Origin of the sequence: Variovorax sp. PMC12, assembly GCF_003019815.1 — a bacterium.
In the GTDB taxonomy this organism is placed as follows: domain Bacteria; phylum Pseudomonadota; class Gammaproteobacteria; order Burkholderiales; family Burkholderiaceae_C; genus Variovorax.
The window spans coordinates 2480419-2507052 of sequence record NZ_CP027773.1; the positions used below are offsets into that span (position 1 = coordinate 2480419).

A 26634-nucleotide genomic window follows, 5' to 3' on the forward strand; every position below is an offset into this window, starting at 1 on the left:
GGTCAACGTCCTGCGGCGGCGGTGGCCAGGGCGGCCAGCGTGTCGTCGATGCGGACCGGCTCGGTCGTCCTCACCTGCTGCTGCAGTTGCTGCAGCAGGGTGGCGGCGGCCTGCGTGCGGCGCGATGCGGGGTCGAAGTAGCGGTTGAGCGATGCCGCGACCTGGGACAGCTCGGTGCGGGTGGCGTCGAACTGGCGCGACAGCAGCGACAGCCGCGCGTTGAGCAGCTTGAGCTTGAGGTTCTCGCGCAGGAAGTAAGACTGTTCGGGCGCCAGCAGCACCGCTTCCGGGCTCTGGATGCGGCCCACGCGCACCAGCGAGCGGGCCTCGCCGCGAACGGCCAGCAGCATGCGCTGCCACCAGGGCGCGTCGGCGGGAATCGGCTCGGCCTGCCATGCATTGGCGCCGGTGCCGCGCAGGGCCACCGCGTTGAGCGTGGGCAGGTCGTCCACGCCGCGCATGAGTTCGTCGAGCCTTTGCAGGGCCTCGGCGTTGTCGGTGCTGGCACTGCTGCGCAGGCGGTCGGCATCGCGCTGCATGGCGCGCTGCAAGGGGGCGAGCCGCGGTTGCGCGGCACGCGAGATGCGCACGTCGCCCGCTTTCAGCGCGGCCAGCAGCGGCTCGACGCTGCCCGTGACCTGGGCCTGCTGCAGCGCGAGGCGCACGGCCGACTCGATGTCGATCACGAGGTTCTCGTCGCGCGAACGAGAGAGGCTCTGAATGAGTTCTTCGAGCTGCGAACGCTGCAGCGCGACTTCGGCAACGCGCGTTTCAACCAGCGCCACGCGGGCCGAGGCGTCGCGCACGGTGTCGCTGGCCTGGCGCGCCAGCGTGCGCGCTTCCATCGACTGCGAAAGGGCATCGGCACTCTGGCGCGCCAGCTGTTCCTTCATGCCGCTGACCTTCTGCCACAGCGCGACAGCCATGACCAGCGCCACCAGCGCGATGAAGGCCACGAGGCCGAATCCGAGACGCGACAGGATCGCCGCGCCCGCAGCCTGGGCGGCAGGGGTCTGGTGGGGGGCGACAGTGGCAGGCACGGGCACCGTTGCGGCTGAAGGGGGAGAAAGGTCGTCGGACGGGGACGCGGCGCTCATGCGAGGGATTCTATCGACGCGACCAACGCATCCCGCAACGGTGTGCACACACGCAACGCCCCGAAACCAGCGGCGCGCGCGGCTTCGCCGATGCGGGCATGCGTTGCGACGGCGCGTGCCGCCTGCCAGTCGGTGCCGGGCATCGCGCGTTGCAGATTGCCGATGGCTTCGGAACTGCTGAAGAGCCAGATCGCGCGGCCCTGCGCGCCGTCGGTCGCGATGCGGAGTTGTACGACGTCCAGCGACGGCGGCAGGCGCCGGTAGGCGACCACGGTGTCGCGCTGGCCGCCCGCGGCGTCGATTTCCCTGGCGAGCCAGTCGCGCCCGGCGGGCTGCCCGGACTCGTCGCCGCCGCGCACGATCAGCACGCGCACGCCGGCAGCCACATGGCCGTGCACGCGCTCCCACAGCGCCTCGGAATCGAAGCGCGTGGCTTCGGGCGGCGGCGCGTCGATCTGTTCCGGCGGCACGCCCGCACGCAGCAGGGCGCGCGTGGTGCCCGGGCCCGTGGCCCAGAAGCGGCGTCCGGCGGTCATGCCCGGTGTTTCATGCTGGAAGAAATTCTCGACCGCCGTGGCGCTCACGAACATCAGCGCCGCGTAGCGGTCGAGGCGGCGCCAGGCTTCGCGCAGCGGCTCGGCATCGGCCACGGGCGCGATCACGATCAGCGGCAATGCCACCGCGTCGAGCCCCGCGGCGCGCAGGTCGTCGACCCATTGCGCCGCCTCGCGCTCGGGGCGCGTGACGATGACGGGACGGGCGGTCATGCGATGACCTCCGGAATCAGTGGGCCCCGGCGTCGCGCAGCAAGGCGGCCGCTTGCCGGCCGAGCGCATCGGCCTGGGCGAAGTCGCCGGCCTGCGCCAGCGCATGCACCTTCACCAGCGGCACCTTGCCTTCGGGGTCGCCCCAGGCGGCGTCGATGCGCAGCGAGCCGTCGGCCTGCCATCGGGCATGGGCCGCGAGCGGCATGGAGCAGCTGCCACCCATCGCGCGGCTCACGGCGCGCTCGGCGGCGGTGGAGAGCCAGTCGCCGCGGTGGGTGATGGCGGCGAGCAGCTCGATGAGGTCGGCGCGATCCGCCCGCACCTCGATGCCCAGGGCGCCCTGCCCGGCCGCGGGCAGCATGGTGTCGGGGTCGAAGGCCACGCGGATGCGGCTTTCGAGCCCCAGCCGCTTGAGTCCGGCCGCCGCCAGCACGATGGCGTCGTACTGCCCTTCGTCGAGCTTGCGCAGGCGGGTGTCGAGATTGCCGCGCAGCGGTTCGATGCGCAGGTCGGGCCGCAGTGCGCGCAGCAACGCGACGCGGCGCAGGCTGGAAGTGCCGACCACCGCGCCGTGCGGCAGTTCGTCGAGCGAGGCAAAACGGGGGGAAACGAGCGCGTCGCGCGGGTCTTCGCGTTCCAGCACGCACGGCAGCACGAAGCCTTGGGGAAGGTCCATCGGCACGTCCTTGAGCGAATGGACGGCGATGTCGGCGCGCCCTTCCTCGAGCGCGAGCTCCAGTTCCTTCACGAAGAGGCCCTTGCCGCCCACCTTGCTCAGCGTGCGGTCGAGGATCTGGTCGCCGGTGGTGGTGAGGCCCAGCAGGCTGACCGTGTGGCCTCTTTCCTGCAGCAGCGCCTGCACGTGTTCGGCTTGCCACAAGGCCAGCCGGCTTTCGCGCGTGGCGATCACGATATTGCTCAAGGCCGTTCCCAAAAGTACATGTTTCAAACCGCCGGAATGCTAGCATGTTGCGCCGCAACAACGCAGGCGGCGCACCCATTCAAGACCAGGAAAAAAATCGAATGAAAGCCAGCAAGACAACTGCTCCTCCCAAGCGCCGCCAGGCCGAAGACCAGCCGCTGATCGACGATATCCGACTGTTGGGCCGCATCCTCGGCGACGTGATCCGGGAGCAGGAAGGCGAAGAAACCTATGCGCTTGTCGAGAAGGTGCGCACGCTGTCGGTGGCATTCCGCCGCGACGCCGACCACGCCGCCGACCGCGCGCTGAAGAACCTGCTCAAGGGCCTGAGCGCCGCGGAAACCGTGCGCGTCATTCGCGCCTTCACTTACTTCAGCCACCTGGCCAACCTGGCGGAAGACCGCCACCAGATCCGCCGCCGCACCGAAGCCGAGCGCGCCGGCGAAACCGCCGAGGGCGACCTGCAGACCGCGCTGGCCCGCATCCGCAAGGCCGGCGTGAAACCCGACGAGATCGTGGCCTCGCTGGCCCACAGCTATGTGTCGCCGGTGCTCACCGCGCACCCGACCGAAGTGCAGCGCAAGAGCATCCTGGACGCCGAGCGCGCCATCGCGCAGCTGCTCACCGTGCGCGATGAAATCAAGCTGCGCCAGAGCGCCTACGCAGGCGGCAAGGACGCGCTCTCGCCAATCGAGTTCGCGGAGAACGAAACGCAGATGCGCATCCGCGTCACGCAGATCTGGCAGACGCGCCTGCTGCGCTTTTCCAAGCTCACCGTGGCCGACGAGATCGAGAACGCGCTGAGCTACTACGAAGCCACCTTCCTGCGCGAGATTCCGCGCGTGTACGCCGACCTGGAGAAGGCGCTGGCCCAGGGCGGCCACGCGCCTTCGGTGGCGCCCTTCCTGCGCATGGGCCAGTGGATCGGCGGCGACCGCGACGGCAACCCGAACGTCACCGCCGAGACGCTCAACTACGCCCTCAGCCGCCAGAGCGAACTGGCGCTTCGCCACTACCTCACCGAAGTGCACTACCTGGGTGGCGAGCTGTCGCTGTCGGCCACGCTGGTCGACGTGACGGTCGAGATGCAGGCGCTGGCCGAGCGTTCGCCCGACACCAGCGAACACCGCAAGGACGAGCCCTATCGCCGCGCCCTCACCGGCGTCTACGCGCGCCTGGCGGCCACGCTGCGCGAGCTCAGCGGCGGCGAGGCGGCGCGCCACGCGGTCGCGCCGCAGAACCCGTACGCCACGGCCGAAGAATTCCTGGCCGACCTGCGCACCGTCGAGGAATCGCTCGACGAGAAGCACGGCAGCGTGCTCGCGGCGCCGCGCCTGCGTCCGCTGATCCGCGCGGTGGAAGTGTTCGGCTTCCACCTGGCCACGGTCGACCTGCGCCAGAGCTCCGACAAGCACGAAGCCGTGATCGCCGAGCTGCTGGCCACCGCGCGCATCGAGCCCTCGTATGCCTCGCTGGCCGAAGAAGCCAAGCAGACGCTGCTGCTCAAGCTGCTCGACGACGCCCGCCCGCTGCGCGTGCCCGACGCCGACTACTCGCCGCTCGCCAGGAGCGAACTGGCCATCTTCGCCGCGGCCCGCGCCGCGCGCGCGCGCTACGGCGCGGCGGCCATCCGCCACTACATCATCAGCCACACCGAAACGGTGAGCGACCTGCTCGAAGCCCTGCTGCTGCAGAAGGAAGCGGGCCTGCTGCGCGGCGCGATGAACGGCAACGCGACCTGCGACCTGATCGTGGTGCCGCTGTTCGAGACCATCGAAGACCTGCGCAACGCCGCGCCCATCGTGCGCGCCTTCTATGCGCTGCCCAACATCCAGGCGCTCATCGAGCGCTCGGGCGCAGAGCAGGACGTGATGCTCGGCTACTCCGACAGCAACAAGGACGGCGGCATCTTCACCAGCAACTGGGAGCTGTACCGCGCCGGCATCGCGCTGGTGGCGCTGTTCGACGAGCTCAACAAGAAGAAGGCCAACCCGATCCGCCTGCGCATGTTCCACGGCCGTGGCGGCACGGTGGGACGCGGCGGCGGCCCGAGCTACCAGGCCATCCTCGCGCAGCCGCCCGGCACGGTGCGCGGGCAGATCCGGCTGACCGAGCAGGGCGAAGTCATCGGCTCGAAGTACGCCAACCGCGAGATCGGCCGGCGCAACCTCGAGACGCTGGTGGCCGCCACGCTGGAGGCCACGCTGCTGCCGCAGGGCAAGCTGGCGCCCGCCGCCTTCCTGTCGGCCGCGGGCGAGCTTTCGGCGGCGAGCATGGCCGCCTACCGCAAGCTGGTGTACGAGACACCCGGCTTCGGCGACTACTTCTTCGGCTCCACGCCCATCCGCGAGATCGCCGAACTCAACATCGGCTCGCGCCCCGCCTCGCGCAACCCGAGCCACAAGATCGACGACCTGCGCGCGGTGCCGTGGAGCTTCAGCTGGGGCCAGTGCCGCCTCACCATTCCGGGCTGGTTCGGCTTCGGCTCGGGCGTCGAGCAGTTCCTGGCGGCTGCCGGCAACGCCGCCGGCAGGAAGGAGCGCCAGGCGCTGCTGCAGCGCATGTACGAGCAGTGGCCGTTCTTCCGCACGCTGTTGTCGAACATGGACATGGTACTGGCCAAGAGCGACCTCGCGCTGGCCTCGCGCTATGCCGAACTGGTGACCGACCGCAAGCTGCGCCAGAAGGTGTTCTCGATGATCGATGCCGAATGGCACCGCACGTCGGACGCGCTCACGCTCATCACCGGCGCGAAGCAGCGGCTGGAGGGCAATGCCGAGATGCAGCGCTCGGTGCGCCACCGCTTCCCGTACATCGACCCGCTGCACCACCTGCAGGTCGAGCTGATGCGCCGCTACCGCGCGGGCGACGGCGGCGAGAGGCTGCAGCGCGGCATCCACATCTCGATCAACGGGGTGGCGGCGGGGCTGCGCAACACGGGTTGACAACGCAGCGGCGCTTCGCTGTCGAAAGGGGCGCCTTGTGCGCCCCTTCCTACGTGAACACGCGGCAATGAGGCACCCGTAAGGTCATTTAAAGGCGTACGGTCGGGCACGTTCAAAGTTCTCGCAATTGCGCGGCAGCTCGAAGTCGTCAAAAGGAGCCCGTTGCCATGCCCGTCCCGCAGTCCCTTACCCATTCGCAGATCGATTTCGTCGGCAGCGATTTCGAAGCGCTGGCTTCCCACATGCGCCACTGCGCGCGTGCCCACGGGCGATGGTTCTCGGTGCGCAGCCACATGCAGCGCGTGCGCGCGCTGGCTGCCGGCCGGATCGTGACGATGGCCTGCGTGGCGGTCGTCCTGGGCGTCGGCCTGCTCTCCCTCACTTGAGCGCCGCAGCCGTTGTCGACCGCCTCGAGGGGCTCAGTCACTACGCCCGTACCCTCCTGCTGGGTCCGCACGACCCGGTAGCGCCTCCGATCCGCGCCGAACTCTTCGGCACACAACGCTTCGAACAGCATGGCCACAGCCTGGCCCGCGCCCAGGTGGTGGAAGACGACCACCGCAGCACCCACCAGGCCGCGCCTTTTTTTCCGCGCGTGGACGAGAACCTCGCGTCGCTGCGCAGCGCCTTCGACTACATCGCGCTGACATCGCTCAGCGGACGCTACGTGTCGCCGGCCGCCGAATGGCTGCTCGACAACTTCCACCTGGTCGAGGCTCAGCTCCAGCAGATCCATGACGGCGTGCCGCGCAGCTACTACGCGCGGCTGCCCAAGCTGGCCACGCCGCCGCTCGCGGGCCTGCCCCGCGTGTACGGCATTGCCTGGGCCTACGTGGCCCACACCGACAGCGTGCTCAACAAGACGCTGTTCACCGCCTTCCTCAATGCCTACCAGGACGTCGACGAACTGACGCTCGGCGAGCTCTGGGCGCTGCCCACCACCCTGCGCGTGGTGCTGCTGGAGAACCTGCGGCGCATGGCCGAGAGCATCGCCGAGAACAAGGTCGCGCGCGAAGTCGCGCATGCCGCCTGGGACGGCGCGGCCAAGCTCTCCGAGCAGGACCTCGACGTGCTCTACCGCGCGCTGCAGAGCCACGGCCTGCAGGACAACTACCTCACGCAACTGTGGCAGCGCCTGCCGGTGGAGCGCACCGACGACACGCCCGCGCTGGTGCGCTGGACCGAACAGCACTGCCCCAACGGCCCGGCGCTGATCGGCGAGGCGCAGAACGCGCAGGCGGCCGCCAACCTGACGGTCGGCAACATCATCACCACGCTGCGCATGATCGGCCAGGTCGAGTGGAGCGACCTGATCGAGCCGGTGAGCCGTTCGCTGCGCGTGCTGCGCGAGCTGCCGAGCTTCGCGAACGAAAGCGAGATCACGCGCCAGCAGATCACGCATGCGATGGAGCAGGTGGCGCGCGGCACCCAGCGGCCCGAGCGAGAAGTGGCGCAGGCCGTGGTGCGGCTGGCCGCCGCCGCGCCGGCCGAGGACGCCGGGGCCGAGACCGGCCGGGCCGACGGCACCGCGGGCTACTACCTTTTCGGCCAAGGCCGTCCCTCGCTGATCGCCGCGCTGCAGGCAGGCAGCCCGGCTGGCAGCGCCGCGCCGCGCGCGGAGCGACTGGGCCGGCCGCGGGGCCGCCGCGGCTGGCGCCTGCCCGTCTACGTGGGCTCGGTGGCCCTCGGCACCGCCTTGCTGCTGGCCTGGGTGGTGGACGGCCTGCCGCATCGCGAAGACTGGACCACCGTCCTGGCGCTGGTGCTGCTGGCGTGGCCGCTGTCCGAGGCGCTGATCGCGCTGGCCCAGCGCATCATGGCGGAATCGGTGCGCGTGCAGGCGCTGCCGCGCCTCGACTTCGCCGCCGGCATTCCCGAGCGGCACCGCGCCCTCGTCGTCATTCCCACGCTGCTGAGCTCGACCGCCGGCAACGCGCAGCTGGTCCACCGGCTCGAACTGCACTGGCTCTCCAACCGCGAAGCCCACGCGCAGTTCGCGCTGCTGACCGACTGGGCCGACGCCGCGCAGGCCCTGCTGCCCACCGATACGCCGCTGCTCGAAGACGCACTGCAACGCATCGCCGCGCTCAACGCCAAGTACCCGCCGGCCGAAGGCGCCGCACCGCGCTTCCTGCTGCTGCATCGCCCGCGCACCTGGAGCGACACCGAGCAGCGCTGGATGGGCTGGGAGCGCAAGCGCGGCAAGCTCGAAATGCTGGTGCGCCTGCTCGCGGCCGGCGACGCCAGCGGCTTCCTGCCGCTCGCGCCGGGCCAGCAGCTCGCCGCCGGCCGCACGCCCTATGTGCTCACGCTCGACAGCGACACCGGCCTGCCGCCCGGCGCGTTGCGCGACCTGGTGTCGATCGCGGCCCATCCGCTCAACGCGCCCGAGGTCGATGCGAGCAGCCGGCGCGTGGTCGCGGGCTTCGGCATCCTGCAGCCGCGCATCGTCACGCCGTTCCCGATGCGCAACGAGCGCTCGCCGTACCACTGGATGTTCGCGGGCCAGTGCGGCCTCGACCCCTACGGCAGCGGCGCGTCGGACATCTACCAGGACGTGTTCGGCAGCGGCTCCTTCACCGGCAAGGGCCTGCTCAACGTGCGCGCCCTGCACGCCACGCTCGACCGCCGCCTGCCCGACGGCGCGGTGCTCAGCCACGACCTGCTCGAAGGCACGGTGGCGCGCTGCGCGATGGTGAGCGACGTGGTTCTCGTGGAGGACCATCCGCACCATGCCGGCGTCGCGGCGTCGCGCGTTCACCGCTGGGTGCGCGGCGACTGGCAGCTGCTGCCGCTGATGTGGCGCGCCCACCGCTTCGGCATCGACGCGCTGGGGTTGTGGAAGATGAGCGACAACCTGCGCCGCTCGCTGGTGGTGCCGGCTTCTTTCGCGCTGCTCGCGCTGGTGGTCTTCACGCAGGCCGTGCCGCTGGGCTGGGCGCTGGCGGCAGTGGCTTCGGCGCTCATGCTCGGCCCGCTGCTCGGCGCGTTGGCCGGGCTGGTGCCCACGCGGCGCGCCATCGAGCTGCGCCACTTCTTCGACGTGGGCGCGGTCGAGCTGCTGCGCTCCATGGCGGGCGCTGCATGGCAGTTCGTGCAACTGGGTGCGCAGACGCGGCTGCTGCTCGACGCCTGGTTCCGCGCGACGTGGCGGCTGGTCGTGAGCCGCCGGCATCTGCTCGAATGGACCACGGCCGCGCAGGCGCAGGCGCAGGCCAGCCAGCAACTGGCGCCGTTCCTGCGCAAGGAGGCCGTGAGCAGCGTGCTGTGCCTCGTGCTCGCGGTGGCCGCGCACTGGAGCGCCTACCCGGTGGTCGGCCCCCTGCTGTTCCTGCTGTGGGCGCTTGCGCCCGTGGCGGCCTGGTGGAGCAGCCGCGTCGAGGCGAAGGCGGCCGACCCGCTCAGCGCCGGGCAGCGCACTTACCTCGACAAGCTCGCGCACGACACCTGGCGCTTCTTCGAGCACGTGGTGGGCCCGGAGGACAACCACCTGCCGCCCGACAACCTGCAGCTCGAACCGCAGCCCACCATCGCGCACCGCACGTCGCCGACCAACATCGGCATGTACCTGCTCGCCGCATGCTGCGCGCGCGAGTTCCGCTGGATCGACACCGCCGCGCTGCTGGCGCGCCTCTCGGCCACGCTGGACACCGTCGATCGCCTGCAGAAGCACGAGGGCCACCTCTTCAACTGGTACGACACGCAGACGCTCGCGCCCCTGCCGCCCCGGTATGTGTCGAGCGTGGACAGCGGCAACTTCGCCGGCCACCTGGTCACGGTGGCGCAGGCCTGCCGCGCGTTCGCGGCCGAAGGCAGCCAGCCGCAGGAAGCGGCCGCGCTCGAGGCGCTGGCCCTTCGCTGCGACCTGCTGCACGACAGCATGGACTTCAGCGGCCTCTATGACGCCAAGCGTCACCTGTTCCACATCGGCCTGCGCGTGGAAGAGAACGCGCTCGACGCCAGCTACTACGACCTGCTGGCCTCGGAGTCGCGCCTGCTGAGCTTCCTGGCGATCGCCAAGGGCGACGTGCCGCGCCGCCACTGGATGGCGCTGGGCCGGCCCTTCCTGCTGGTGGGCTTCCAGCCCAGCCTCAAATCATGGTCGGGCTCGATGTTCGAGTACGTGATGCCCGCGCTCGTGATGACCGAGCCCGAAGATGGCCTGCTGCAGGTGGCCAACGTCGCCGCCATCGCAGAGCAGCAGGCCTTCGGCCGCGCGCAGAACCTGCCGTGGGGCGTCTCGGAGTCGGCTTACTTCGGGCAGGACCATTCGCTGGCCTACCAGTACTCGCCCTTCGGCGTGCCGCGCCTGGCGCTGCGGCGCACGCCGCCGGCCGACCGTGTCGTGGCGCCCTATGCCAGCGCGATGGCGGCGCCGTTCGCGCCCGAGGCGGCGGTGGTCAACCTGGAGCTGCTCGAATCGCTCGGCGCGCGCGGCGAGTTCGGTTTTCACGACGCAGTCGACTTCACCGTCTCGCGCCAGACCGAAGGCCAGGACTTCACCGTGGTGCGCAACTTCATGGCGCACCACCAGGGCATGTCGCTGGTGGCGCTGTGCAACCTGCTGTGCGCCGACGCGCCGCGCCGCTGGTTCGGCAGCGCCGCGCTGGTGCAGGCGCACGAGTCGCTGCTGCACGAACGCACGCCGCGCCAGATCATCGGCAGCGCCGACCCGCGAACCCCGCCCGAGCCCGGCCAGGCCGAGCTGGCGCCGCTGTTCCAGCCCCGCGTGGTCGACCCGATGGCGCCCGGCTTCCAGCCCACGCACCTGCTGTCGAACGGCCGCTACACCGTGTCCCTGCGGGCCAACGGCGCCGGCGTGAGCCGCTGGCATGCGTTCAACGTCACGCGCTGGCGCGACGACCCGCTCCGCGACAGCTACGGCACCTTCTTCTACCTGCGCGACGAGGGCCGGCAGACGCTGACCTCCCTCACCGCCCTGCCCGCCCCCGGCGACGGCTGGCGCTACCGCACCCGCTTCCTGGCCGACCAGGTGCAGTTCGACGCCACCGGCCCGGGCCTGCAGGTGCGCACCACCGTGCTCATCAGCCCGGAAGACGACACCGAGCTGCGCAACATCACGCTGCACAACGCGGGCGACGAGACACGCACGCTCGAGCTGCTGTCGTACTTCGAGCCGGTGCTGTCGAACCCCAAGGCCGACGAGGCGCATCCGGCGTTCGCCAACCTGTTCGTCGAGTCGCGCTGGGAGCCGGCATGGCGCGCGCTGCTGATGTCGCGCAAGCCGCGCCTGCACGGCGACGCGGTGGCCGCGGCCGCGCACTTCCTGGCCTCGGTGGACGCCAATGTGCTGTCCGTCGACTGCATGACCGACCGGCGCGCCTTCATCGGCCGCAACCGCTCGCTGGCCGATCCGGCGCTCGATGCGCAACCGCTCGCGCACAACGGCCGGCCGGTGAACGGCCTGGACCCCATCGCCTGCCTGCGCGTGCGCCTGTCGCTCGCGCCGGGCGCCACCGCGCGCCTGAGCTTCGCCACCGCCGCCGCGCAGAGCATCGAGGCGCTGATGCCCGGCATCGACCGCTACATGCAGCCCATGCACGTGGAGCGCGCCACCCGCATGGCCGCCACGCTGGCGCAGGTGCGCCTGCGCGACCTGAGCATCGCGCCCGCGCAGAACGTGGCGCTGCAGGACCTGACGACCATCCTCACCTACACCACGCCGCGCGTCATGAGCGACCGCGGGCTGATCGACCTGCGGCAGATCTGGCGCTTCGGCATTTCGGGCGACATGCCCATCGTGCTGGTGCACATCCACTCGATGATCGGCATGGGGCTGATCAACACGCTGCTGCGCGCGCAGCCGTGGTGGGGCTTCGGCGGCGTGGCCTGCGACCTGGTGGTGCTCAATGGCGAACCCAACTCCTACCTGATGCCGCTGCAGCGCGAGATAGAGACGCTGCGCTCGCGCGTGGCGCAGCAGACGCAGAACAGCTTTCCGCGCAACGACACGGCCGGCTTCTACCTGCTGCGCGACCAGGACGTGGTGCCCTCCGAGAAGGCCGCGCTCTCCAGCCTGGCGCGGGTGGTGTTCACGGCCGAGGGGCGCTCGCTCGAGATGCAGGTGGCGGCGCTGCACGAGGCCCGAAACGAGGCCCGCAACGACACGTCTTCGGCCGCCGACGATGCCGCCGCCCCGCGCGGCGTGCCGCTGCTGTCGCACACCGCCGCCGTACCTTCGGCCGGCGCGCCCACCGGCGAGTTCGACGCCGCCACGGGCGAGTTCCACTTCGAGGTCGGCCCGGACCGCCGCACGCCGCGGCCGTGGATCAACGTCATCGCCAACGCGAACTTCGGCTTCCAGGTGTCCGAGTGGGGCACCGGCTTCACCTGGGCCGGCAACAGCCGCATGCACCAGGTCACGCCGTGGTCGAACGACCCGGTGCAGGACCCGGCCTTCGAACACTACCTGCTGCAGGACGTTGCGACCCGCGAGATGTTGCCGCTCACGCCCGCAGGCAGCGGCGACGGCGGGTCGCGCCACCGGGTGCGACACGGCCAGGGCTACACCGTGTTCGAGTGCCGCCAGGGCCCGCTCATGCTGGAAACCACCTTCTTCGCGGACCGCGACGAGGCCGTGAAGATCGTTCATGTGCGCGTGCGCAACGAGGGCGGCGGCCAGCGCCGGCTGCGCGCGCTCTCGATGGTCGAGTGGCAGATGGGCGCGGCACGCGGCGAGCGCCGCACCGTGCATTGCTGGAAGCCCGAGGACCAGCCGGCCGTGTTCGGCGAACAGCGCGAGTCGAGCGCGGGCTTCGGCGGCAGCGCGGCCTTCCTGCTGCTCGCGGGCCTGCCCGGTGCAACGCAGTGGACTTGCGACCGCAACGAGTTCTTCGCCGGGCGCGGCATCGTCGAAGTGCCCGACGCACTGGGCCAGCGCGCGGGCAGCGGGCTCGACGCATGCGCGGCCATCGGCGGCGAATTCGTCGTGGCGGCGGGGGAGACGGCGAGCTTCAGCTTCGTGCTGGGCCACGCCGACAACGCCGAAGCCGCACTCGCGCTCGCACGCCGCTGGCGCCAGCGCGACGTGCCCGAGGCACTGGCGCAGGTGCGCGCCTTCTGGGACGAGCTGCTCGGCCGGCTGCAGGTGCGCACGCCCGATCCGCTGTTCGACGCGCTCGTCAACCGCTGGCTCGTGTACCAGACGCTGGCCTGCCGGCTCTGGTCGAAGGCCGGCTTCTACCAGGCCGGCGGCGCCTTCGGCTTTCGCGACCAGCTGCAGGACGCGATGGCCTTCGCGCTCACCGATGCGTCGCGGCTGCGCGAGCAGATCCTGCTGAACGCGGCGCGGCAGTTCCCCGAAGGCGACGTGCAGCACTGGTGGCACATGCCCGGCGGTGCCGGCGTGCGCACGCATTTCTCCGACGACCTGCTTTGGCTGCCCTATGCGTCGGCGCACTACGTCGAGGTGACGGGCGACGCCTCGCTGCTCGACGAGACGGCCGGCTTCATTGAAGGCCCCGCCATCCCTGACGGTGCCGAAGACGCCTACTACGCCCCGCAGCGCAGCGGCGAGACGGCCAGCATCTACGAGCACGGCGCGCGCGCCATCGACCGCAGCCTGAAGACCGGCGTGCACGGCCTGCCGCTGATGGGAACCGGCGACTGGAACGACGGCATGAACCGCGTCGGCAACGAAGGCCGCGGCGAATCGGTGTGGCTCGCATGGTTCCTGTGCAGCGTGGTGGCGCAGTTCGCGCCCCTCGCGCAGGCACGCGGCGACCACGAACGCGCCGCGCGCTGGACGGCCGCGCGCAGCGGCTGGATCGCCGCGCTGCACGACGCCGGCTGGGACGGCGCCTGGTTCCGCCGCGCCTTCTTCGACAACGGCGCGCCGCTGGGCTCGTCGGCCAACGACGAGTGCCGCATCGACCTGATCGCGCAGGCATGGTCGGTGCTCTCGGGTGCTTCGGACGATGCGCACACCGGACCGGCGATGGCGTCGTTGAAGAAGCTGCTGCACGACGAGCCGGCCGGCCTGCTGCGGCTGCTGACACCGCCCTTCGCCAATTCGCCCAACAACCCCGGCTACATCCAGGCCTACCCGCCGGGCGTGCGCGAGAACGGCGGCCAGTATTCGCACGGCGCGGTATGGGCGCTGATGGCGCAGGCCCACCAGGGCGACCACGAGGCGGCATGGCAGAGCTTCGAGGGCCTGAGCCCCGCCCACCGCGCGCGGCATCCCGTGCGCGGGCCGGCCTACGAACTGGAGCCCTACGTGATGGCGGGCGACATCTACGGTTCCGCGCCTTACCTCGGCCGGGGCGGCTGGAGCTGGTACACCGGCTCGGCCGCATGGCTGCACCGCGCGGCGGTGGAGTCGCTGCTGGGCCTGAGCGTGAAGGGCCGGCTGCTTTCGCTGGCACCGCACGTGCCGGCGCACTGGCCGGGCTTCGAGATCGCGTTGCGGCTGGGCGCGCGCGCGCTCACGCTGCAATGGGGCGATGTGCCGGGCGCCGCAGCGCCGACGCAGCACCTGGCGGCCGGCGAATGGATCGACTGGCAGGCGCTGCCGGCGGGCGCGGTGCTGCGCGTGGCCTGACGGTGCCCGCGCTGGCCTAGACTCGCAACCCACCCCCACACTGCGACCGATAAAGGAAAAGCCATGAAGGGCTCCTGCCTCTGCGGCACCGTCCGGTACGAGGCCACGCGCCTCGCCGGCCCCATCGTCCACTGCCATTGCCAGACCTGCCGCAAGGCGCACAGCGCGGCCTTCACCACCACCGCGCGCGCCGACCGCGGCGACTTCCGCTGGACCGCGGGCGAAGAAGCGATCGGCTCCTTCGAATCGACGCCCGGCAAGCTGCGCCACTTCTGCACCCGCTGCGGCACGCAGCTGATCGCCGAATGGGTGGCGCAGCCGCAGGTGATATTGCGCGTGGGCTCGCTCGACGAAGACCCGGGCGAGCGGCCGTCGATGCACATCTGGACCTCGCACGAGCAACCATGGCTGGACCACGAAACCGATATTCCCTCCTACCCGGAAGCGGCGCCGCCCAAGCCATGAGCACCACCAGGATCCAGTTCCGGCGCAAGCTGATCGTCGCCATCCTGCTGTGCGTGGCCGTCGGCGGCGCGGTGGTGCGGCACTACGCAACGCCCGGCAGCACCACGCGCGACATCGCCACGCTGCTGATGGTGCTGTGGGTGCCGATCATCGGCAACGTCATAGCGTGGCTCATCGGCAAACGGCCGCGCCGCGCGCCCAGGCCGGTGACCGATGCGCCTCCGAGCTTCGACACGCTGGGCACCTTCACGCCGCATGCGCTGGTCGAGCTCACCTTCCGCAAGCCGGCCATCCCGTCGCAGGACGTGCCGGTGGCGCCGGGCGAATACCGCTGCGCGCTGGTGCTCGACAAGGAAGGCTTCTCGGCACGCTGGGTGGTGCCGCCCGGCGACGCACTGGAGCGCGGGCTGCCTGCATCGCTGGCCATCGAATTCCTGTCCCCGGCCCTGGCACGGCCGCGCTTTCCCGAGGGCACGGCCTTCCGCGTGCTGATCGGCGATTCGTTCATTGCCGACGGGCGCGTGCTGCGCGCAGAGGCCTGAGGCCTGCAACCGGGTGGCGATAGCCACCAGGACCCCCGATTGTTCGCCGCAGGGAAACTGACTACTGCCGGCCGGCCCCTTTGTCGGGAAGGCGACGCCTCGCACACTCCAATGCCCTCTTACCAGCATTGGCGCGTGCGCCGCCGGTGCGTCTCCAGGACAGCATTCCATGATGAATTCACCCAGCAGCAACCCGTGCATCGACGACGTCTGCGCAGTGCCGGCGGCCCCGGCAGCGCCAGCGGTGGCGGCCACCCGCTCCGCATGGCTCGCGGTCGGCTCCATCGCGGTCGGCACTTTCGCGATGGTCTCGACGGAGTTCATGCCCATCGGCCTTCTGACCGACATCGCGCGCGGCCTCAACGTCTCCGACGGCACGGCCGGCCTGATGGTCACGATGCCCGGCGTGCTGGCCGCCTTCGCCGGGCCGGCGCTGATCGTCGCCTCGGGCAAGCTCGACCGGCGCACCGTGCTGATCGCGCTCACCACGCTGCTCATCGCGTCGAACCTGCTGGCCGCTTTCGCGCCCAACTTCGCCACCATGCTCGTCGCGCGCCTGCTGCTCGGCCTGTGCGTGGGCGGCTTCTGGACCTTCGCGCCGGCCGCCGCCACGCAGCTGGTGCCGCATGCTGCGCAGGCCCGGGCCATGTCCTACGTGCTGGCCGGCGTGTCGGCCGCCACCGTGCTCGGCGTGCCGGCGGGGTCGTTCCTCGGCACGCTGTTCGGCTGGCGCGCCTCTTTCGCGGTGACGGGCGCGCTCGCCACGGTGGTGCTGCTGGTGCAGCTGTGGCTGCTGCCCGCGATTCCGCCGGTGCGCGCCATCGGCGCACGCGACCTGCTCACGCCGCTCACGCGCCGCATGGCGCAGGTCGGGCTGCTCGCGGTGCTGTTCTTCATCGCCGGCCACTTCGCGGCCTACACCTACCTGAAGCCGCTGCTGCAGCAGGTGTTCGGCCTCGCGCCCAACTCGGTGTCGACGCTGCTGCTGGTCTACGGCGCGGTGGGCTTCATCGGCACCTTCCTGGGCGGCAGCCTGGTGGCACGCAGCGTGCGCGCCACCACCCTGCTGGCGGCGCTGATGCTCGCGACGGCGCTGCTGCTGTCGACGGTGATCGGCACCGGCTTCGTGCCGGGCGCGGTGGTGGTCGTGATCTGGGGCGTGGCCTTCGGCCTGATCCCGGTGGCGCTCACCGGCTGGATGATGGAAGCCGTGCCCGACGCACCCGAAGCCGGCCAGGCGCTGCTGGTGAGCGGCTTCCAGGTGGCCATCGCCTCCGGCGCGCTGATCGGCGGCGTGACGGTCGACAACCACGGCATCTCCAGCGCGATGGTGCTCAGCGGCGCCTTGGTGCTGGTCGCAGCGCTGATCGTCGGCACGCTGGGCCGTGCGCGCGGCGGTGCGCCGCTGGCCGCGATTCCGGAATAATTTCTTGCGCCTAGCGGCGGCCGGGCTTGCCGGCCGCCACGATGGCATCGAGCACCACGCGCAAGGCCTTGCTCACGGGCTTGTCCCGCCGCAGCACGACGGCCAGCGTGCGGTGCATGCGGGGGTTCAGCCGGCTGGTCTTCAGCTCGGGATGGGCGCCGCGCCCCGCCATCGACATGCCCGGCACGATGGCATAGCCGAGCCCCGCCGCCACCATTTCCTTCATCGCCTCGACGCTGCCCAGTTCCATCACGGGTTGCGGCTGCAGGCCATCGGCGGCGAACCAGCGGTCGACCAGCTTGCGCGTGTTGGCCGCGGGCTCGAACAGCACGAGGGGCAACGCACCCAGGTCGGCCGGCGCCACGCGCGCCTTCAGCGGCGCGACATCCGCGCGGCCGATGGCGACGAACTCGTCCTCCAGCACCGGCATGGCGGCCAGTGCACGGCCCGCGGCGGGCAGCGTGACCAGCGCGAGGTCGAGGCTGTTCTCCTCGACCTTGCGCGCCTGGTCTTCGGTGTTGCCCGTGCTCACCACCACGCTGAGCGCCGGGAACTGCTCGCGCAGCGTGCGCAGCACCGCCGGCAGGAAATGCAGGCAGGCCGTCGCGCCCGTGCCCAGCCGCACACGGCCCGTGACGCCGCTCGCATGGTCTGCCAGTGCATCGACCGCGTTCTCCACCGCGCTCCCGATGTGCTGCGCGTGGCGCAGCAGCTCCATGCCCGCCGGCGTGGCCTTGGCGCGCTTGCCGACGCGCTCGATCAGGCGCACCGACAGCCGGCGCTCGAGCTGGCGCACCTGCAGGCTCACGGCCGGCTGCGAGATGCCGAGCCGATCGGCGGCGGCAGAGAAGCTGCCTGTTTCGATGACCAGCACGAAGGAGCGGAGCTGGTCGAGGTTGAGCGTCTTTTCCAAAGTATTCCTTATGCCCCGTATAGCTCACCCAAGCTTCACTTATCGATGATCGGTCGTCAAGATCGAACCCATGTCATCGCCATCCATCGCCTCCGCCATCGTCACGGTCATCGACGCCGAGCCCCATCACATGGCCGCCGTGCAGGCCATCTACAGCCACTACGTGCTGCACGACCTGTGCTCCTTCGAGGAAGAAGTGCCCACCGTCGAGCAGATGCAGGCGCGCCGCGCCGACGTGGCTGCGCGCGGCCTGCCCTACCTCGTCGCGCTGAAAGACGGCGAGGTCGTCGGCTACGCCTACGCTACCGCCTACCGCGCGCGCTCGGCCTACCGGCACACGGTGGAAGACTCGGTGTACGTGGCGCAGGGCATGCACGGCCACGGCATCGGCACCGCCCTGCTGCGCGCCGTGATCGAGCGCTGCACCGCCGGCGGCTTCACGCAGATGGTCGCGTGCGTGGGCAACAGCGCCAACTTGGGCTCGCAGCGGCTGCACGGCAGCCTGGGTTTCGAGCAAGTGGGTGTGCTGCGCGAGGTGGGCTTCAAGTTCGGCCAGTGGGTGGACACCGTGCTGATGCAGCGCGCGCTGAGCTGAGCCTGGCGCATGGCCAAAGAGACCGCCGCGCCCGCGCGCGGGTGATGATGGCCGCGATGCTCGCGAGCCTTTGCATGTACTCTGCGCCATCGCCGATTCGTCGGTCTACTCGACCGCGCTGGCCGACGTGGTGGCGCCGCACCGGCTGGGCGTCGCGCGCCGCCCTCGCCCACCTCGCGGGAACGGTGCGCCGGGCGCAGGGCCGCCCCGGCCTATTCCCCCAGCAGCTCCCCGATCGGCTGCAAATCTTCCACCCGGTCGCAGATCGCCTTGATCACCATGGTGATCGGTATGCCCAGCAACAGGCCCCAGATGCCCCAGAGCCAGCCCCAGAAGATGACGCCCACGAAGACCGCCACCGGGTTCATGCGGCTGGTGCGGCTGGTGAGCCAGGGCATCAGCAGGTTGCCGATGATCGTGTGGATGCCCAGCGACACGCCGGCCACCACGATGCCCATCTGCAGGCTGTTGAACTGCAGGAAGGCCACCAGCCCCGCCGCCACCAGCACGATCACCGAGCCGATGTACGGAATGAGGTTGGTCACGCCCGCGATGATTCCCCAGACGGCCGCGTTCTCCACCCCGATGACCCAGAACGCCAGGCCGGTGGCCACGCCCACCACCACGCTCACCAGGATCTGCACCAGCAGGTAGCGCTCGATGTTGCGGGTGATGTCGTCCAGCACATGGACGGTGACCTTCTTCTTCTGCAGGCTGGAGCCGGTGATCTTGATGAGCTTGCGGCGGAAGGTGTCGCCCGAACACAGCGCGAAGTAGGTGAGGAAGGCCACCAGCGTGAGCTGCCCCATCGCGCTCAGCAGGCCGACGGTGCCGCTGAGCAGGTAGTCGCGCACGTTGAAGCCGGGCCGCTCGATGATGACGCGCGCCACGCCCCGGCGCGAGGCGACCTTGGCCGAGTTTTCCTCGGCTGCCTTCTCGAGCTGCGCGGCGGCGGCCTGCACGCTCTCCAGCGGCGTGGCGCTGGCGTTCTTGTCGCGGCGCATGGCCTGGCCCAGCTTCTGCGCGGCGACCGGCAGCGAATCGAGCAGCTGCGAAGCGCTGCCCGACAGCGAATAGCCGGTCCAGCCGAGCCCGCCGAACAAGCCCATGAGGATCAGCGCCGCGCCGACCCAGCGCGGCAGCTTCCAGCGATGCAGCAGGTCGACCAGCGGCGACAGCGCGTAGGTCAGCAGCAGGCTCAGCATCAGCGGAATGAACACGGCCTGCCCCCACTGCAGCGCGAACACGCTGGCCAGCACCGCGAGCACCACCAGCGAGGCGCTGCGCACGTCGACGGGCATGTGCAGCATCAGGCGCTCGCGCTCTCGCTTTCGCGCGGGCGAGGAGGCCGGCGCTTCGGGGGACGGCGCGGCTTCCGGCGCGGGCACCGCAGCCGCGGCCAGCGCCGGCTCGGCGGCCGGAGGCTCCGGCACGGGCTTCGGGGTTTCGCCCGCGGATGCGTCGCGCTCGCCGGTCATCGCGCTTCCTTGATCACTTCGCGCACGGCCGCCAGCTGGCGCCGCGACACCGCGACGGGCTCGGGAACGGCGTCGAGCCTCAGCGCCCAGCCCTCGGCGTCTTCGCCGTCGTCGTATTTCTCGAGCGCGCGAATGGCTGCGCGCGCGACCAGCGCATTGCGGTGAACGCGCAGGAAGCGGTGCGGATAGCGCTCCTCGAACTCGTTGAGCGAGCCGTCCAGGATGTGGCTGCGCGTGGCGGTGCGCACGGTGAGGTATTTGTATTCGGACTTGAGGTAGAGCACTTCGGACAGCGGCACGCGCTCGGCGCGGCCCCGGTCCTGGATCAGCACGGTTTCCGGCGCGGCTTCGGCCTGCAGCGCGCGGCGCTCCTTCAGGAAGCGCTCGGCCTTCTGCAGCGCCTGCTGCAGGCGCTCGGCGCGCACGGGCTTGGTGAGGTAGTCGACCGCGTCGAGGTCGAAGGCCGTCACTGCGTGGGCCGCATGCGCCGTCACGAAAACCACCGCCGGCGCGTCGGCCCGGCTGCGCAGCGCGCGCGCCACCTCGATGCCGTCGATGCCGGGCATGTGCACGTCGAGCAGCACCAGGTCGAGCGCCATCGTGGCCAGCTGCTGCTGCGCTTCGGCGCCCTGCGCGGCTTCGGCCACCACCTCGGCGCCGGGCGAGCTGCAGTCGCGCAGCAAGGTGCGCAGGCGCGAACGGGCCAGGGCTTCGTCGTCGACGATGAGTGTCTTCAGTGTGCTCGTGTTCATGATTCAGCAGTCTCTGCGGGAATGGCGATGCGCACCCGGTAGTTTTTCTGGTCCATGCCTGCGCTGAACTGCATCTGCATGTCGTGCAGCAGGCGCAGGCGGTCTCTCACATTGGCCAGGGCAATGCCGTGGCCGCGCGGCAGCGGCTGGTCGGCCCAGCGCAGCGGCGGCAGGCTGTTGACCACCTCGATCACCACCATGGAGCCGCGCCGCTCGGTGCGGATGCGCAGCCTGGCGCCCTCGGGGCTGGGTTCCACGCCGTGCTTGATGGCGTTCTCGACCAGCGGCTGCAGCAGCAGCGGCGGCAGCCGCGCCTTGCTGGCGGCGGCGTCCAGGTCCCAGCGGATGCGCAGCCGGTCGCCGAAGCGCACCTGCTCGATGGCCAGGTAGCGCTCGGCCAGCGCGATCTCGTCGGCCAGCGTGCACGATTCGCGCGGGTCGGCCAGCGCCTGGCGGAACAGCTCGGCCAGGTCTTCCAGCATGGTCTCGGCCTTGGCAGGCTCCTCGCGCACCAGCGCGATGGCGCTGTTGAGGGTGTTGAACAGAAAGTGCGGGCGGATGCGCGACTGAAGCTCCTCGAGCCGGGCCGTGGTGGCGGCGGGCGTCTGCCCCTGCGCGCGCAGCACCATCGCGGCCATCACCAGCCCCGCGAACAGCGCGCCGGTGAGCGCGCTGGCCAGCCAGGGCGCGTTCGACAGCACCCCGGTGAGCCGCAGCAGCCCGCAGCCATAGAGCGCCGCGACGGCACCGAGCGCCCCGCCCGCAGCGTACTGCCAGTGGCGCGGCAGCCGGCGCAGCGGCTTCTTCAGCCCGCAGGCCGCCACCAGCCACAGCAGCGTCGCGGGCAAGGCACCCCCGGTAACGGTGGCCGCCTGCACCAGCCACTCGGCCGGCGAGGAAACCACGAACAGCGTGGCGATGGCCACCACCGCCTCCACGAACACCACCGTGCGCAGCACCACGCCGATGCGGCAGGCGTCGAACAGCGAAGGCACCCCGCGCAAGGCATTGCGCGCCCTCTCCGGCGATGGCGGGGACGTGGTGGAAGAGCTGGCCGATAAAATCGCCGGGTTGCGCATCGCGGACATCAGTTACATCGGGTGACCAACCCATTATTGCCTCCTGGACGGCTCCCATGACCCAAAACCAACTCGACAAGAAATCCGAAGCCTGGTCGGCACTGTTCTCAGAACCAATGAGCGACCTCGTCAAGCGCTACACCTCCAGCGTCTTCTTCGACAAGCGCCTGTGGCAGGCCGATATCCAAGGCTCCCTGGCCCATGCCGGCATGCTGGCCGCGCAGGGGATCATCGGCGTGCAGGACCACGCCGCGATCGAACGCGGGATGGCGCAGATTCGCGCCGAAATCGAATCCGGCGCCTTCGAATGGAAGCTCGACCTCGAAGACGTGCACCTGAACATCGAGGCCCGCCTGACCCAGCTGGTGGGCGACGCCGGCAAGCGCCTGCACACCGGCCGCAGCCGCAACGATCAGGTCGCCACCGACGTGCGCCTGTGGCTGCGCGGCGAGATCGACCTCATCGGCGACCTGCTGGTCGACCTGCAGAAGGCGCTGGTGGACATCGCCGAGAAGAACGTCGACGTGATCCTGCCGGGCTTCACCCACCTGCAGGTGGCGCAGCCGGTGAGCTTCGGCCACCACATGCTGGCCTACGTGGAAATGTTCAGCCGCGACGCCGAGCGCATGGGCGAAGTGCGCAGGCGCGTCAACCGCCTGCCGCTGGGCGCCGCCGCGCTCGCCGGCACCAGCTACCCGCTCGACCGCGAACTGGTCGCCAGGACGCTGGGCATGGACGGCGTGTGCCAGAACAGCCTGGACGCCGTGAGCGACCGCGACTTCGCCATCGAATTCACCGCCGCGGCCAGCCTGTGCATGGTGCACGTGAGCCGCATGAGCGAGGAACTCATCCTGTGGATGAGCCAGAACTTCGGCTTCATCCAGATCGCCGACCGCTTCACCACGGGCTCGTCGATCATGCCGCAGAAGAAGAACCCCGACGTGCCCGAGCTGGCGCGCGGCAAGACCGGCCGCGTGGTCGGCCACCTGATGGCGCTCATCACGCTCATGAAGGGCCAGCCGCTGGCCTACAACAAGGACAACCAGGAAGACAAGGAGCCGCTGTTCGACACCGTCGACACGCTCAAGGACACCCTGCGCATCTTTGCCGAGATGATCGGCGGCATCACCGTGAAGCCCGAGGCCATGGAAGCCGCCACGCTGCGCGGCTACGCCACCGCCACCGACCTGGCCGACTACCTGGTGAAGAAGGGCCTGCCCTTCCGCGACGCGCACGAGACCGTGGCCCATGCCGTGAAGGCCGCCACCTCGCACAAGGTCGACCTGGCCGAGCTGCCGCTGGCCGTGCTGCAGCAGTTCAACCCGAGCATCGAGAAGGACGTGTACGACGTGCTGAGCCTGCGCGGCTCGCTGAACGCGCGCAACATCCTGGGCGGCACCGCCCCGGCTCAGGTGAAGGCGCAAGTGGCGCGCCACCGCGCCCGTCTCGGTTGATCGGCTGATCGCGACCGAAGCGGCACCGTGTTCTACGCCATCCCGCTCGAGAACAGACCGAGCTGGCGCAACCCACCGTGGATGACGGTGCTGCTGATCCTCCTGAACATGATCGTGTTCTGGGGGCCGCAGCGCAGCGAGGAAAACGCGCGGGAGCGCGCCGCCGAGTACTACGTCAAGAGCGTGCTGCCCGCGCTGGAGCTGCCGCCCTTCGTCGAATGGCTGGAAAAGACGGACCCGAAGCGCGGCAAGCTGGCCCGGCGCATGCTGCCGCATGAAGAGGCCTATGCGCAGCTGCTGGAAGGCCTGCAGAACGACAGGAAGTTCCTGGCGAAACTGCGAGCCGACGAGATCGTCAAGCCCGCGAACCCGCGGTACGACGAATGGAAGCGCGACCGCCAGCATTACGAGGCGATGCTGCCCGCGCCCTTCACCGCGCGCTGGTCGCAGGACTACAGCAAGGATGCCGAGTTCAAGCCCTGGACCTGGATCACCGCCGCCTTCCTGCACGGCAGCACCGGCCACCTGCTGGGCAACATGCTGTTCCTCTTCCTGTTCGGCTTCTCGGTCGAACTGGCACTCGGCCGCGGTACCTACCTGACGTTCTATCTGCTGGGCGCCGTCGGCGCATCGCTGCTGGCCGGCTGGGCCTATGCCGGCAAGGAGGGCTACGGGCTCGGCGCCTCGGGCGCCATCTCCGCGCTGATGGGCATGTACGCGGTGATGTACCGCCTGAGGCGCATCCGCTTCTTCTACCAGCTGTTCTTCTATTTCAACTACGTCACCGCACCGGCCCTGCTGCTGCTGCCGGCCTGGATCGCCAACGAGCTGATGCAGCACTGGCTGGGCGGCCAGGGCATTGCGTACATGGCCCACCTGGGCGGGCTGCTGACCGGTGCGGCGCTGATGGCCGGCGCGCTGCTGCTGCGCCGCGTGAAGGCCCCCGAAGCGGCCTCCGCCCCCCAGCCCGACCGCTTCGACGAGCACGTGGCCGCCGCGCAGAAATACGGCGCCGCGATGAAGTTCGACCGCGCCTGCGCCGAATGGCGCGCCGCCGCCGCCCTGCGCCCCGGCGACGCCGGAACGCTGCGCGCCTGGTTCAACACGGCGCGGCTGCAGCCCGCGAGCGACGACTTCCACCATGCCGCGCGCCGCATCTTCCGCCTGCCCGCCACCGACCCGGCCACGCTCGCGCTGCAGCACGCCAGCTACAAGACCTACCTCGACCAGGCCAGGCCCGGCGCGCGCCTCAAGCCCGACGACATGGCGCGGCTCGCGCGCCGCTTCGCGCGCATTCGCGAGTTCGGAGACGCCGACAAGCTCTGCCGCATCCTGCTGAAGACGGCGCCTGACCACGCCGAGCTGCCCAACACGCTCTCGGCCTGCGCCAACGGCCTGCTGCACGCGGGCGAACGCGACCGTGCCGTGAGCCTGCTGCCCGACCTGCTGCGCCTGGCGCCCAACGACATGGTGACGCGCGCCCTGCAGCGCGCCTGAACACGACAGACGAAAAGGGAAAACCGACGATGCCCCAACCGACCCATCACAAGGCCTGGCAGCGCCACTGGCACGACGTATTCGACGCCGCGCTGGGCCCCGATGACAAAGAACCGCCCGAGAACGTCGACGAAGATCTCCGGCTGCAATTCGAGTTCGCCAGCCTCGACGCCGAGGCGCGCCGCCGGGCCTTCTCGGTCTTTCCGCGCCATGAGGAAATGCTCGCGCGGCTGCAGCAATACCAGTCGACGCCGGCGCGCGCCATCGGCCCCGACGAGGCCGTGCAACTGCTGCGCGACGGCCTGGCGCTGGTCGAGCCCATGGGCCTCGATGTGCCCGATGCGAACGGCCCCATCGAAGTGCTCGACACCAGCGCGACGACGCTGCTCAAGGCCTTCTCGGAGGCCGACAGCCCCTTCATCGAACTGCACGACGCGCTCGGCGAGATGGCCCTTCGCGAGACGGGCGAAGCCGGGCAGGACGCCTACCACTTCCTGGTCGAGCCGCTCTATCGGCTGGAGACTTCGTACCCGATCCTGCACTGGGTGCTCTGGCCGCTGTGCGCGCCACCCGGCGCGCCGGACGCCACCGAGGCCGACTACCGGCTGTGGCGCGGCGGCTGGTCGGCGGGCTGGGGCCGGGACCGGGTCTTCGTGTTCGACCGCCGCAAGGAATTCGGCCTAGCCTGACAGCGGCAGCGCGCGCCGCATCGGCAACAGCCGCGACAAGCCCCTCGGCGCCGAAAGGCCTTGTGTGTCCTCGCCTGCCCGCCGGTGGCACCGCACTTGCATCGCCGCTCTGTAAAGCTCGCTCGCGGCCGCGCGTTGCATTGAACTCGCAAGCGCGTGCCCGCTCCATTTGGGACCTCCGTCACTTCCCCTGCGCCATGCACGCCTGCAAAAACTCCCGTTTCCCGTTGCTCATGACCATCGCCGCGGTCTGCGCGCTCGCAACGATCGCCGGCTGCTCACGCACCGACAAGGGCGCGAGCGCCACCGCGAAGGCCGCCGCCGCACCGGAAAAGGAAGTCGGCACCGTCACCCTCAAGCACGAGACGCTGGCGCAGAGCACCGAGCTGCCCGGCCGCACCGCCGCGCCGGTCATCGCGGAGATCCGGCCGCAGGTCGGCGGCATCCTCAAGGAGCGGCTCTTCACCGAAGGCTCGCAGGTCAAGGCCGGCCAGGTGCTCTACCAGCTCGACCCGGCACCGCTGCAGGCGGCATACGCCAGCGCGCAGGCCAGCGTGCGCAAGGCCGAGTCGGCACTGGCCACCGCGCGCACCGTGGCGCGCCGCAATGCCGAGCTGGTGAAGATCGACGCCATCAGCCGGCAGGTGTTCGACGAATCCCAGGCCACCGAGCAGCAGGCCGAGGCCGACCTCGGCGTGGCCCGCGCCGCCGAGCAGACCGCGCGCATCCAGCTCGGCTACACGCGCATCACCTCGCCGATCACCGGCTGGGCCGAGCTGTCGACGGTCACGCCCGGCGCGCTGGTCACGGCCAACCAGACGGCGGTGCTGACCACGGTGCAGCAGCTCGACCCGATGCATGTGCACGTCACGCAATCGAGCAGCGAGCTGCTGCGGCTGAAACGCGAACTCGCCAGCGGCCGCCTGCAGCGCGCGAGCGACGCCGAGGCCCGCATCCAGCTGGTGCTGGAAGACGGCAGCAAGTACCCGCATGCCGGCCGCCTCACCTTCAGCGGCGTCACGGTCGATGCCGGCACCGGCAGCGTCACCCTGCGCGCGGTGGTGCCCAACCCCGACAAGCTGCTGATGCCCGGCATGTACGTGCGCGCCGTGCTGCAGGAGGGCACCGACGCCACCGCGCTGCTGGTGCCCCAGCAGGCGGTGACGCGCGCGCCCGACGGCAGCGCGTCGGCACTGGTGGTCGATGCGGAGAACAAGGTCGCCAAACGCTCCATCCAGGTCGGCCGCGCGGTCGGCACGCGCTGGCAGGTGCTCGAAGGCCTGGCCGCGGGCGACCGCGTGATGACCGAGGGCTCGCAGCGGGTGAAGGTGGGCGACAAGGTGAAGGTGGTCGAGCTCGGCGCCAAGGCCGCCAGCCCGGCATCCGGCCCCGTGGCAAGCGCGCAGCCCGACGCCGCCGACGCGGCATCCGACCCCGTGGCGCGCTGAGG

At 70.5% G+C, this 26634-nt stretch carries 19 protein-coding genes; 12 read left to right on the plus strand and 7 right to left on the minus strand.

Annotation, left to right across the window (positions count from 1 at the left end; translation table 11 throughout):
- Positions 1-2 precede the first annotated feature (2 nt).
- The 3 genes from C4F17_RS11530 to hemC are packed head-to-tail and all read right to left on the minus strand — an operon-like array spanning position 3 to position 2786.
- On the minus strand, positions 3-1097 hold the full coding sequence (locus C4F17_RS11530; RefSeq protein ID WP_081270059.1) for a uroporphyrinogen-III C-methyltransferase: 1095 nt from the start codon (positions 1095-1097) through the stop codon (positions 3-5).
- Entirely contained in the window at positions 1094-1864 is a 771-nt protein-coding gene (locus C4F17_RS11535) for a uroporphyrinogen-III synthase (protein WP_106935314.1), read from the minus strand. The genes C4F17_RS11530 and C4F17_RS11535 overlap by 4 nt, the downstream gene beginning before the upstream one ends.
- A 16-nt stretch (positions 1865-1880) precedes the next feature.
- Positions 1881-2786 (minus strand): hydroxymethylbilane synthase, encoded by a 906-nt coding sequence (hemC, locus tag C4F17_RS11540; protein WP_234382752.1) that lies wholly within the window; start codon positions 2784-2786, stop codon positions 1881-1883.
- Between the two features lie 101 nt (positions 2787-2887).
- On the opposite strand from hemC, the gene ppc reads away from it, so the two are divergent.
- From ppc to C4F17_RS11570, 6 genes are all read left to right on the plus strand, one after another.
- Complete coding sequence (gene ppc / locus C4F17_RS11545) at positions 2888-5731, plus strand: phosphoenolpyruvate carboxylase (protein ID WP_106935315.1); 2844 nt, start codon at positions 2888-2890, stop codon at positions 5729-5731.
- A gap of 167 nt (positions 5732-5898) precedes the next feature.
- Positions 5899-6117 (plus strand): hypothetical protein, encoded by a 219-nt coding sequence (locus C4F17_RS11550; RefSeq protein ID WP_081270055.1) that lies wholly within the window; start codon positions 5899-5901, stop codon positions 6115-6117.
- Positions 6114-14294: a GH36-type glycosyl hydrolase domain-containing protein gene (locus tag C4F17_RS11555; RefSeq protein ID WP_106935316.1), complete on the plus strand. Its 8181-nt coding sequence runs from the start codon at positions 6114-6116 to the stop codon at positions 14292-14294. The genes C4F17_RS11550 and C4F17_RS11555 overlap by 4 nt, the downstream gene beginning before the upstream one ends.
- A 63-nt stretch (positions 14295-14357) precedes the next feature.
- Positions 14358-14759 carry a GFA family protein gene (locus C4F17_RS11560; RefSeq protein WP_106935317.1) on the plus strand — a complete coding sequence of 134 codons (402 nt, stop codon included), beginning with the start codon at positions 14358-14360 and terminating at the stop codon, positions 14757-14759.
- Positions 14756-15301, plus strand: coding sequence for a hypothetical protein (locus C4F17_RS11565; protein WP_106935318.1), 546 nt, complete (start codon positions 14756-14758; stop codon positions 15299-15301). Before C4F17_RS11560 ends, C4F17_RS11565 begins: the two co-directional genes overlap by 4 nt.
- 169 nt (positions 15302-15470) lie before the next feature.
- The gene (locus C4F17_RS11570) at positions 15471-16727 is read left to right on the plus strand and encodes an MFS transporter (RefSeq protein WP_081265847.1); all 1257 of its coding nucleotides are present in this window, start codon (positions 15471-15473) and stop codon (positions 16725-16727) included.
- A 10-nt stretch (positions 16728-16737) separates the two neighbouring features.
- Here C4F17_RS11570 and C4F17_RS11575 read toward each other — a convergent pair whose 3' ends face one another.
- Positions 16738-17661: a LysR family transcriptional regulator gene (locus C4F17_RS11575; RefSeq protein WP_106935319.1), complete on the minus strand. Its 924-nt coding sequence runs from the start codon at positions 17659-17661 to the stop codon at positions 16738-16740.
- Between the two features lie 49 nt (positions 17662-17710).
- Between C4F17_RS11575 and C4F17_RS11580 the strand changes: the two genes are divergently transcribed.
- Positions 17711-18235 (plus strand): GNAT family N-acetyltransferase, encoded by a 525-nt coding sequence (locus tag C4F17_RS11580; RefSeq protein WP_106935320.1) that lies wholly within the window; start codon positions 17711-17713, stop codon positions 18233-18235.
- 212 nt (positions 18236-18447) lie between these two features.
- Here the strand turns inward: C4F17_RS11580 and C4F17_RS11590 are convergent, their stop codons facing one another.
- The 3 genes from C4F17_RS11590 to C4F17_RS11600 are packed head-to-tail and all read right to left on the minus strand — an operon-like array spanning position 18448 to position 21469.
- Positions 18448-19713 (minus strand): AI-2E family transporter, encoded by a 1266-nt coding sequence (locus C4F17_RS11590; protein ID WP_106935321.1) that lies wholly within the window; start codon positions 19711-19713, stop codon positions 18448-18450.
- Positions 19710-20465 carry a LytR/AlgR family response regulator transcription factor gene (locus C4F17_RS11595; RefSeq protein ID WP_081265843.1) on the minus strand — a complete coding sequence of 252 codons (756 nt, stop codon included), beginning with the start codon at positions 20463-20465 and terminating at the stop codon, positions 19710-19712. The genes C4F17_RS11590 and C4F17_RS11595 overlap by 4 nt, the downstream gene beginning before the upstream one ends.
- Positions 20462-21469 carry a sensor histidine kinase gene (locus C4F17_RS11600; RefSeq protein WP_234382887.1) on the minus strand — a complete coding sequence of 336 codons (1008 nt, stop codon included), beginning with the start codon at positions 21467-21469 and terminating at the stop codon, positions 20462-20464. The genes C4F17_RS11595 and C4F17_RS11600 overlap by 4 nt, the downstream gene beginning before the upstream one ends.
- On the opposite strand from C4F17_RS11600, the gene C4F17_RS33380 reads away from it, so the two are divergent.
- The 5 genes from C4F17_RS33380 (at position 21414) to C4F17_RS11620 (ending at position 26632) form a co-directional block, all read left to right on the plus strand.
- Positions 21414-21569 (plus strand): hypothetical protein, encoded by a 156-nt coding sequence (locus C4F17_RS33380; protein WP_234383002.1) that lies wholly within the window; start codon positions 21414-21416, stop codon positions 21567-21569. The genes C4F17_RS11600 and C4F17_RS33380 overlap by 56 nt on opposite strands.
- A gap of 31 nt (positions 21570-21600) precedes the next feature.
- Complete coding sequence (argH, locus tag C4F17_RS11605; RefSeq protein WP_081265842.1) at positions 21601-22998, plus strand: argininosuccinate lyase; 1398 nt, start codon at positions 21601-21603, stop codon at positions 22996-22998.
- 27 nt (positions 22999-23025) lie between these two features.
- A complete protein-coding gene (locus C4F17_RS11610; protein WP_106935322.1) occupies positions 23026-24495 on the plus strand; it encodes a rhomboid family protein in 1470 nt (489 codons plus the stop codon).
- A gap of 29 nt (positions 24496-24524) precedes the next feature.
- The gene (locus C4F17_RS11615) at positions 24525-25184 is read left to right on the plus strand and encodes a hypothetical protein (RefSeq protein ID WP_081265840.1); all 660 of its coding nucleotides are present in this window, start codon (positions 24525-24527) and stop codon (positions 25182-25184) included.
- 233 nt (positions 25185-25417) lie between these two features.
- Positions 25418-26632, plus strand: a complete 1215-nt coding sequence (locus C4F17_RS11620) for an efflux RND transporter periplasmic adaptor subunit (protein WP_234382755.1) — start codon at positions 25418-25420, stop codon at positions 26630-26632.
- The last annotated feature ends 2 nt before the right edge of the window (positions 26633-26634 follow it).

Coding starts and splice junctions, on each gene's coding strand:
- C4F17_RS11530 (WP_081270059.1), bottom strand. CDS start 1,097: ATGAGCGCCGCGTCCCCGTCCGACGACCTTTCTCCCCCTTCAGCCGCA.
- C4F17_RS11535 (WP_106935314.1), bottom strand. CDS start 1,864: ATGACCGCCCGTCCCGTCATCGTCACGCGCCCCGAGCGCGAGGCGGCG.
- C4F17_RS11565 (WP_106935318.1), top strand. CDS start 14,756: ATGAGCACCACCAGGATCCAGTTCCGGCGCAAGCTGATCGTCGCCATC.
- C4F17_RS11615 (WP_081265840.1), top strand. CDS start 24,525: ATGCCCCAACCGACCCATCACAAGGCCTGGCAGCGCCACTGGCACGAC.
- C4F17_RS11595 (WP_081265843.1), bottom strand. CDS start 20,465: ATGAACACGAGCACACTGAAGACACTCATCGTCGACGACGAAGCCCTG.
- C4F17_RS11590 (WP_106935321.1), bottom strand. CDS start 19,713: ATGACCGGCGAGCGCGACGCATCCGCGGGCGAAACCCCGAAGCCCGTG.
- ppc (WP_106935315.1), top strand. CDS start 2,888: ATGAAAGCCAGCAAGACAACTGCTCCTCCCAAGCGCCGCCAGGCCGAA.
- C4F17_RS11560 (WP_106935317.1), top strand. CDS start 14,358: ATGAAGGGCTCCTGCCTCTGCGGCACCGTCCGGTACGAGGCCACGCGC.
- C4F17_RS11550 (WP_081270055.1), top strand. CDS start 5,899: ATGCCCGTCCCGCAGTCCCTTACCCATTCGCAGATCGATTTCGTCGGC.
- C4F17_RS11620 (WP_234382755.1), top strand. CDS start 25,418: ATGACCATCGCCGCGGTCTGCGCGCTCGCAACGATCGCCGGCTGCTCA.
- C4F17_RS11570 (WP_081265847.1), top strand. CDS start 15,471: ATGATGAATTCACCCAGCAGCAACCCGTGCATCGACGACGTCTGCGCA.
- C4F17_RS11580 (WP_106935320.1), top strand. CDS start 17,711: ATGTCATCGCCATCCATCGCCTCCGCCATCGTCACGGTCATCGACGCC.
- argH (WP_081265842.1), top strand. CDS start 21,601: ATGACCCAAAACCAACTCGACAAGAAATCCGAAGCCTGGTCGGCACTG.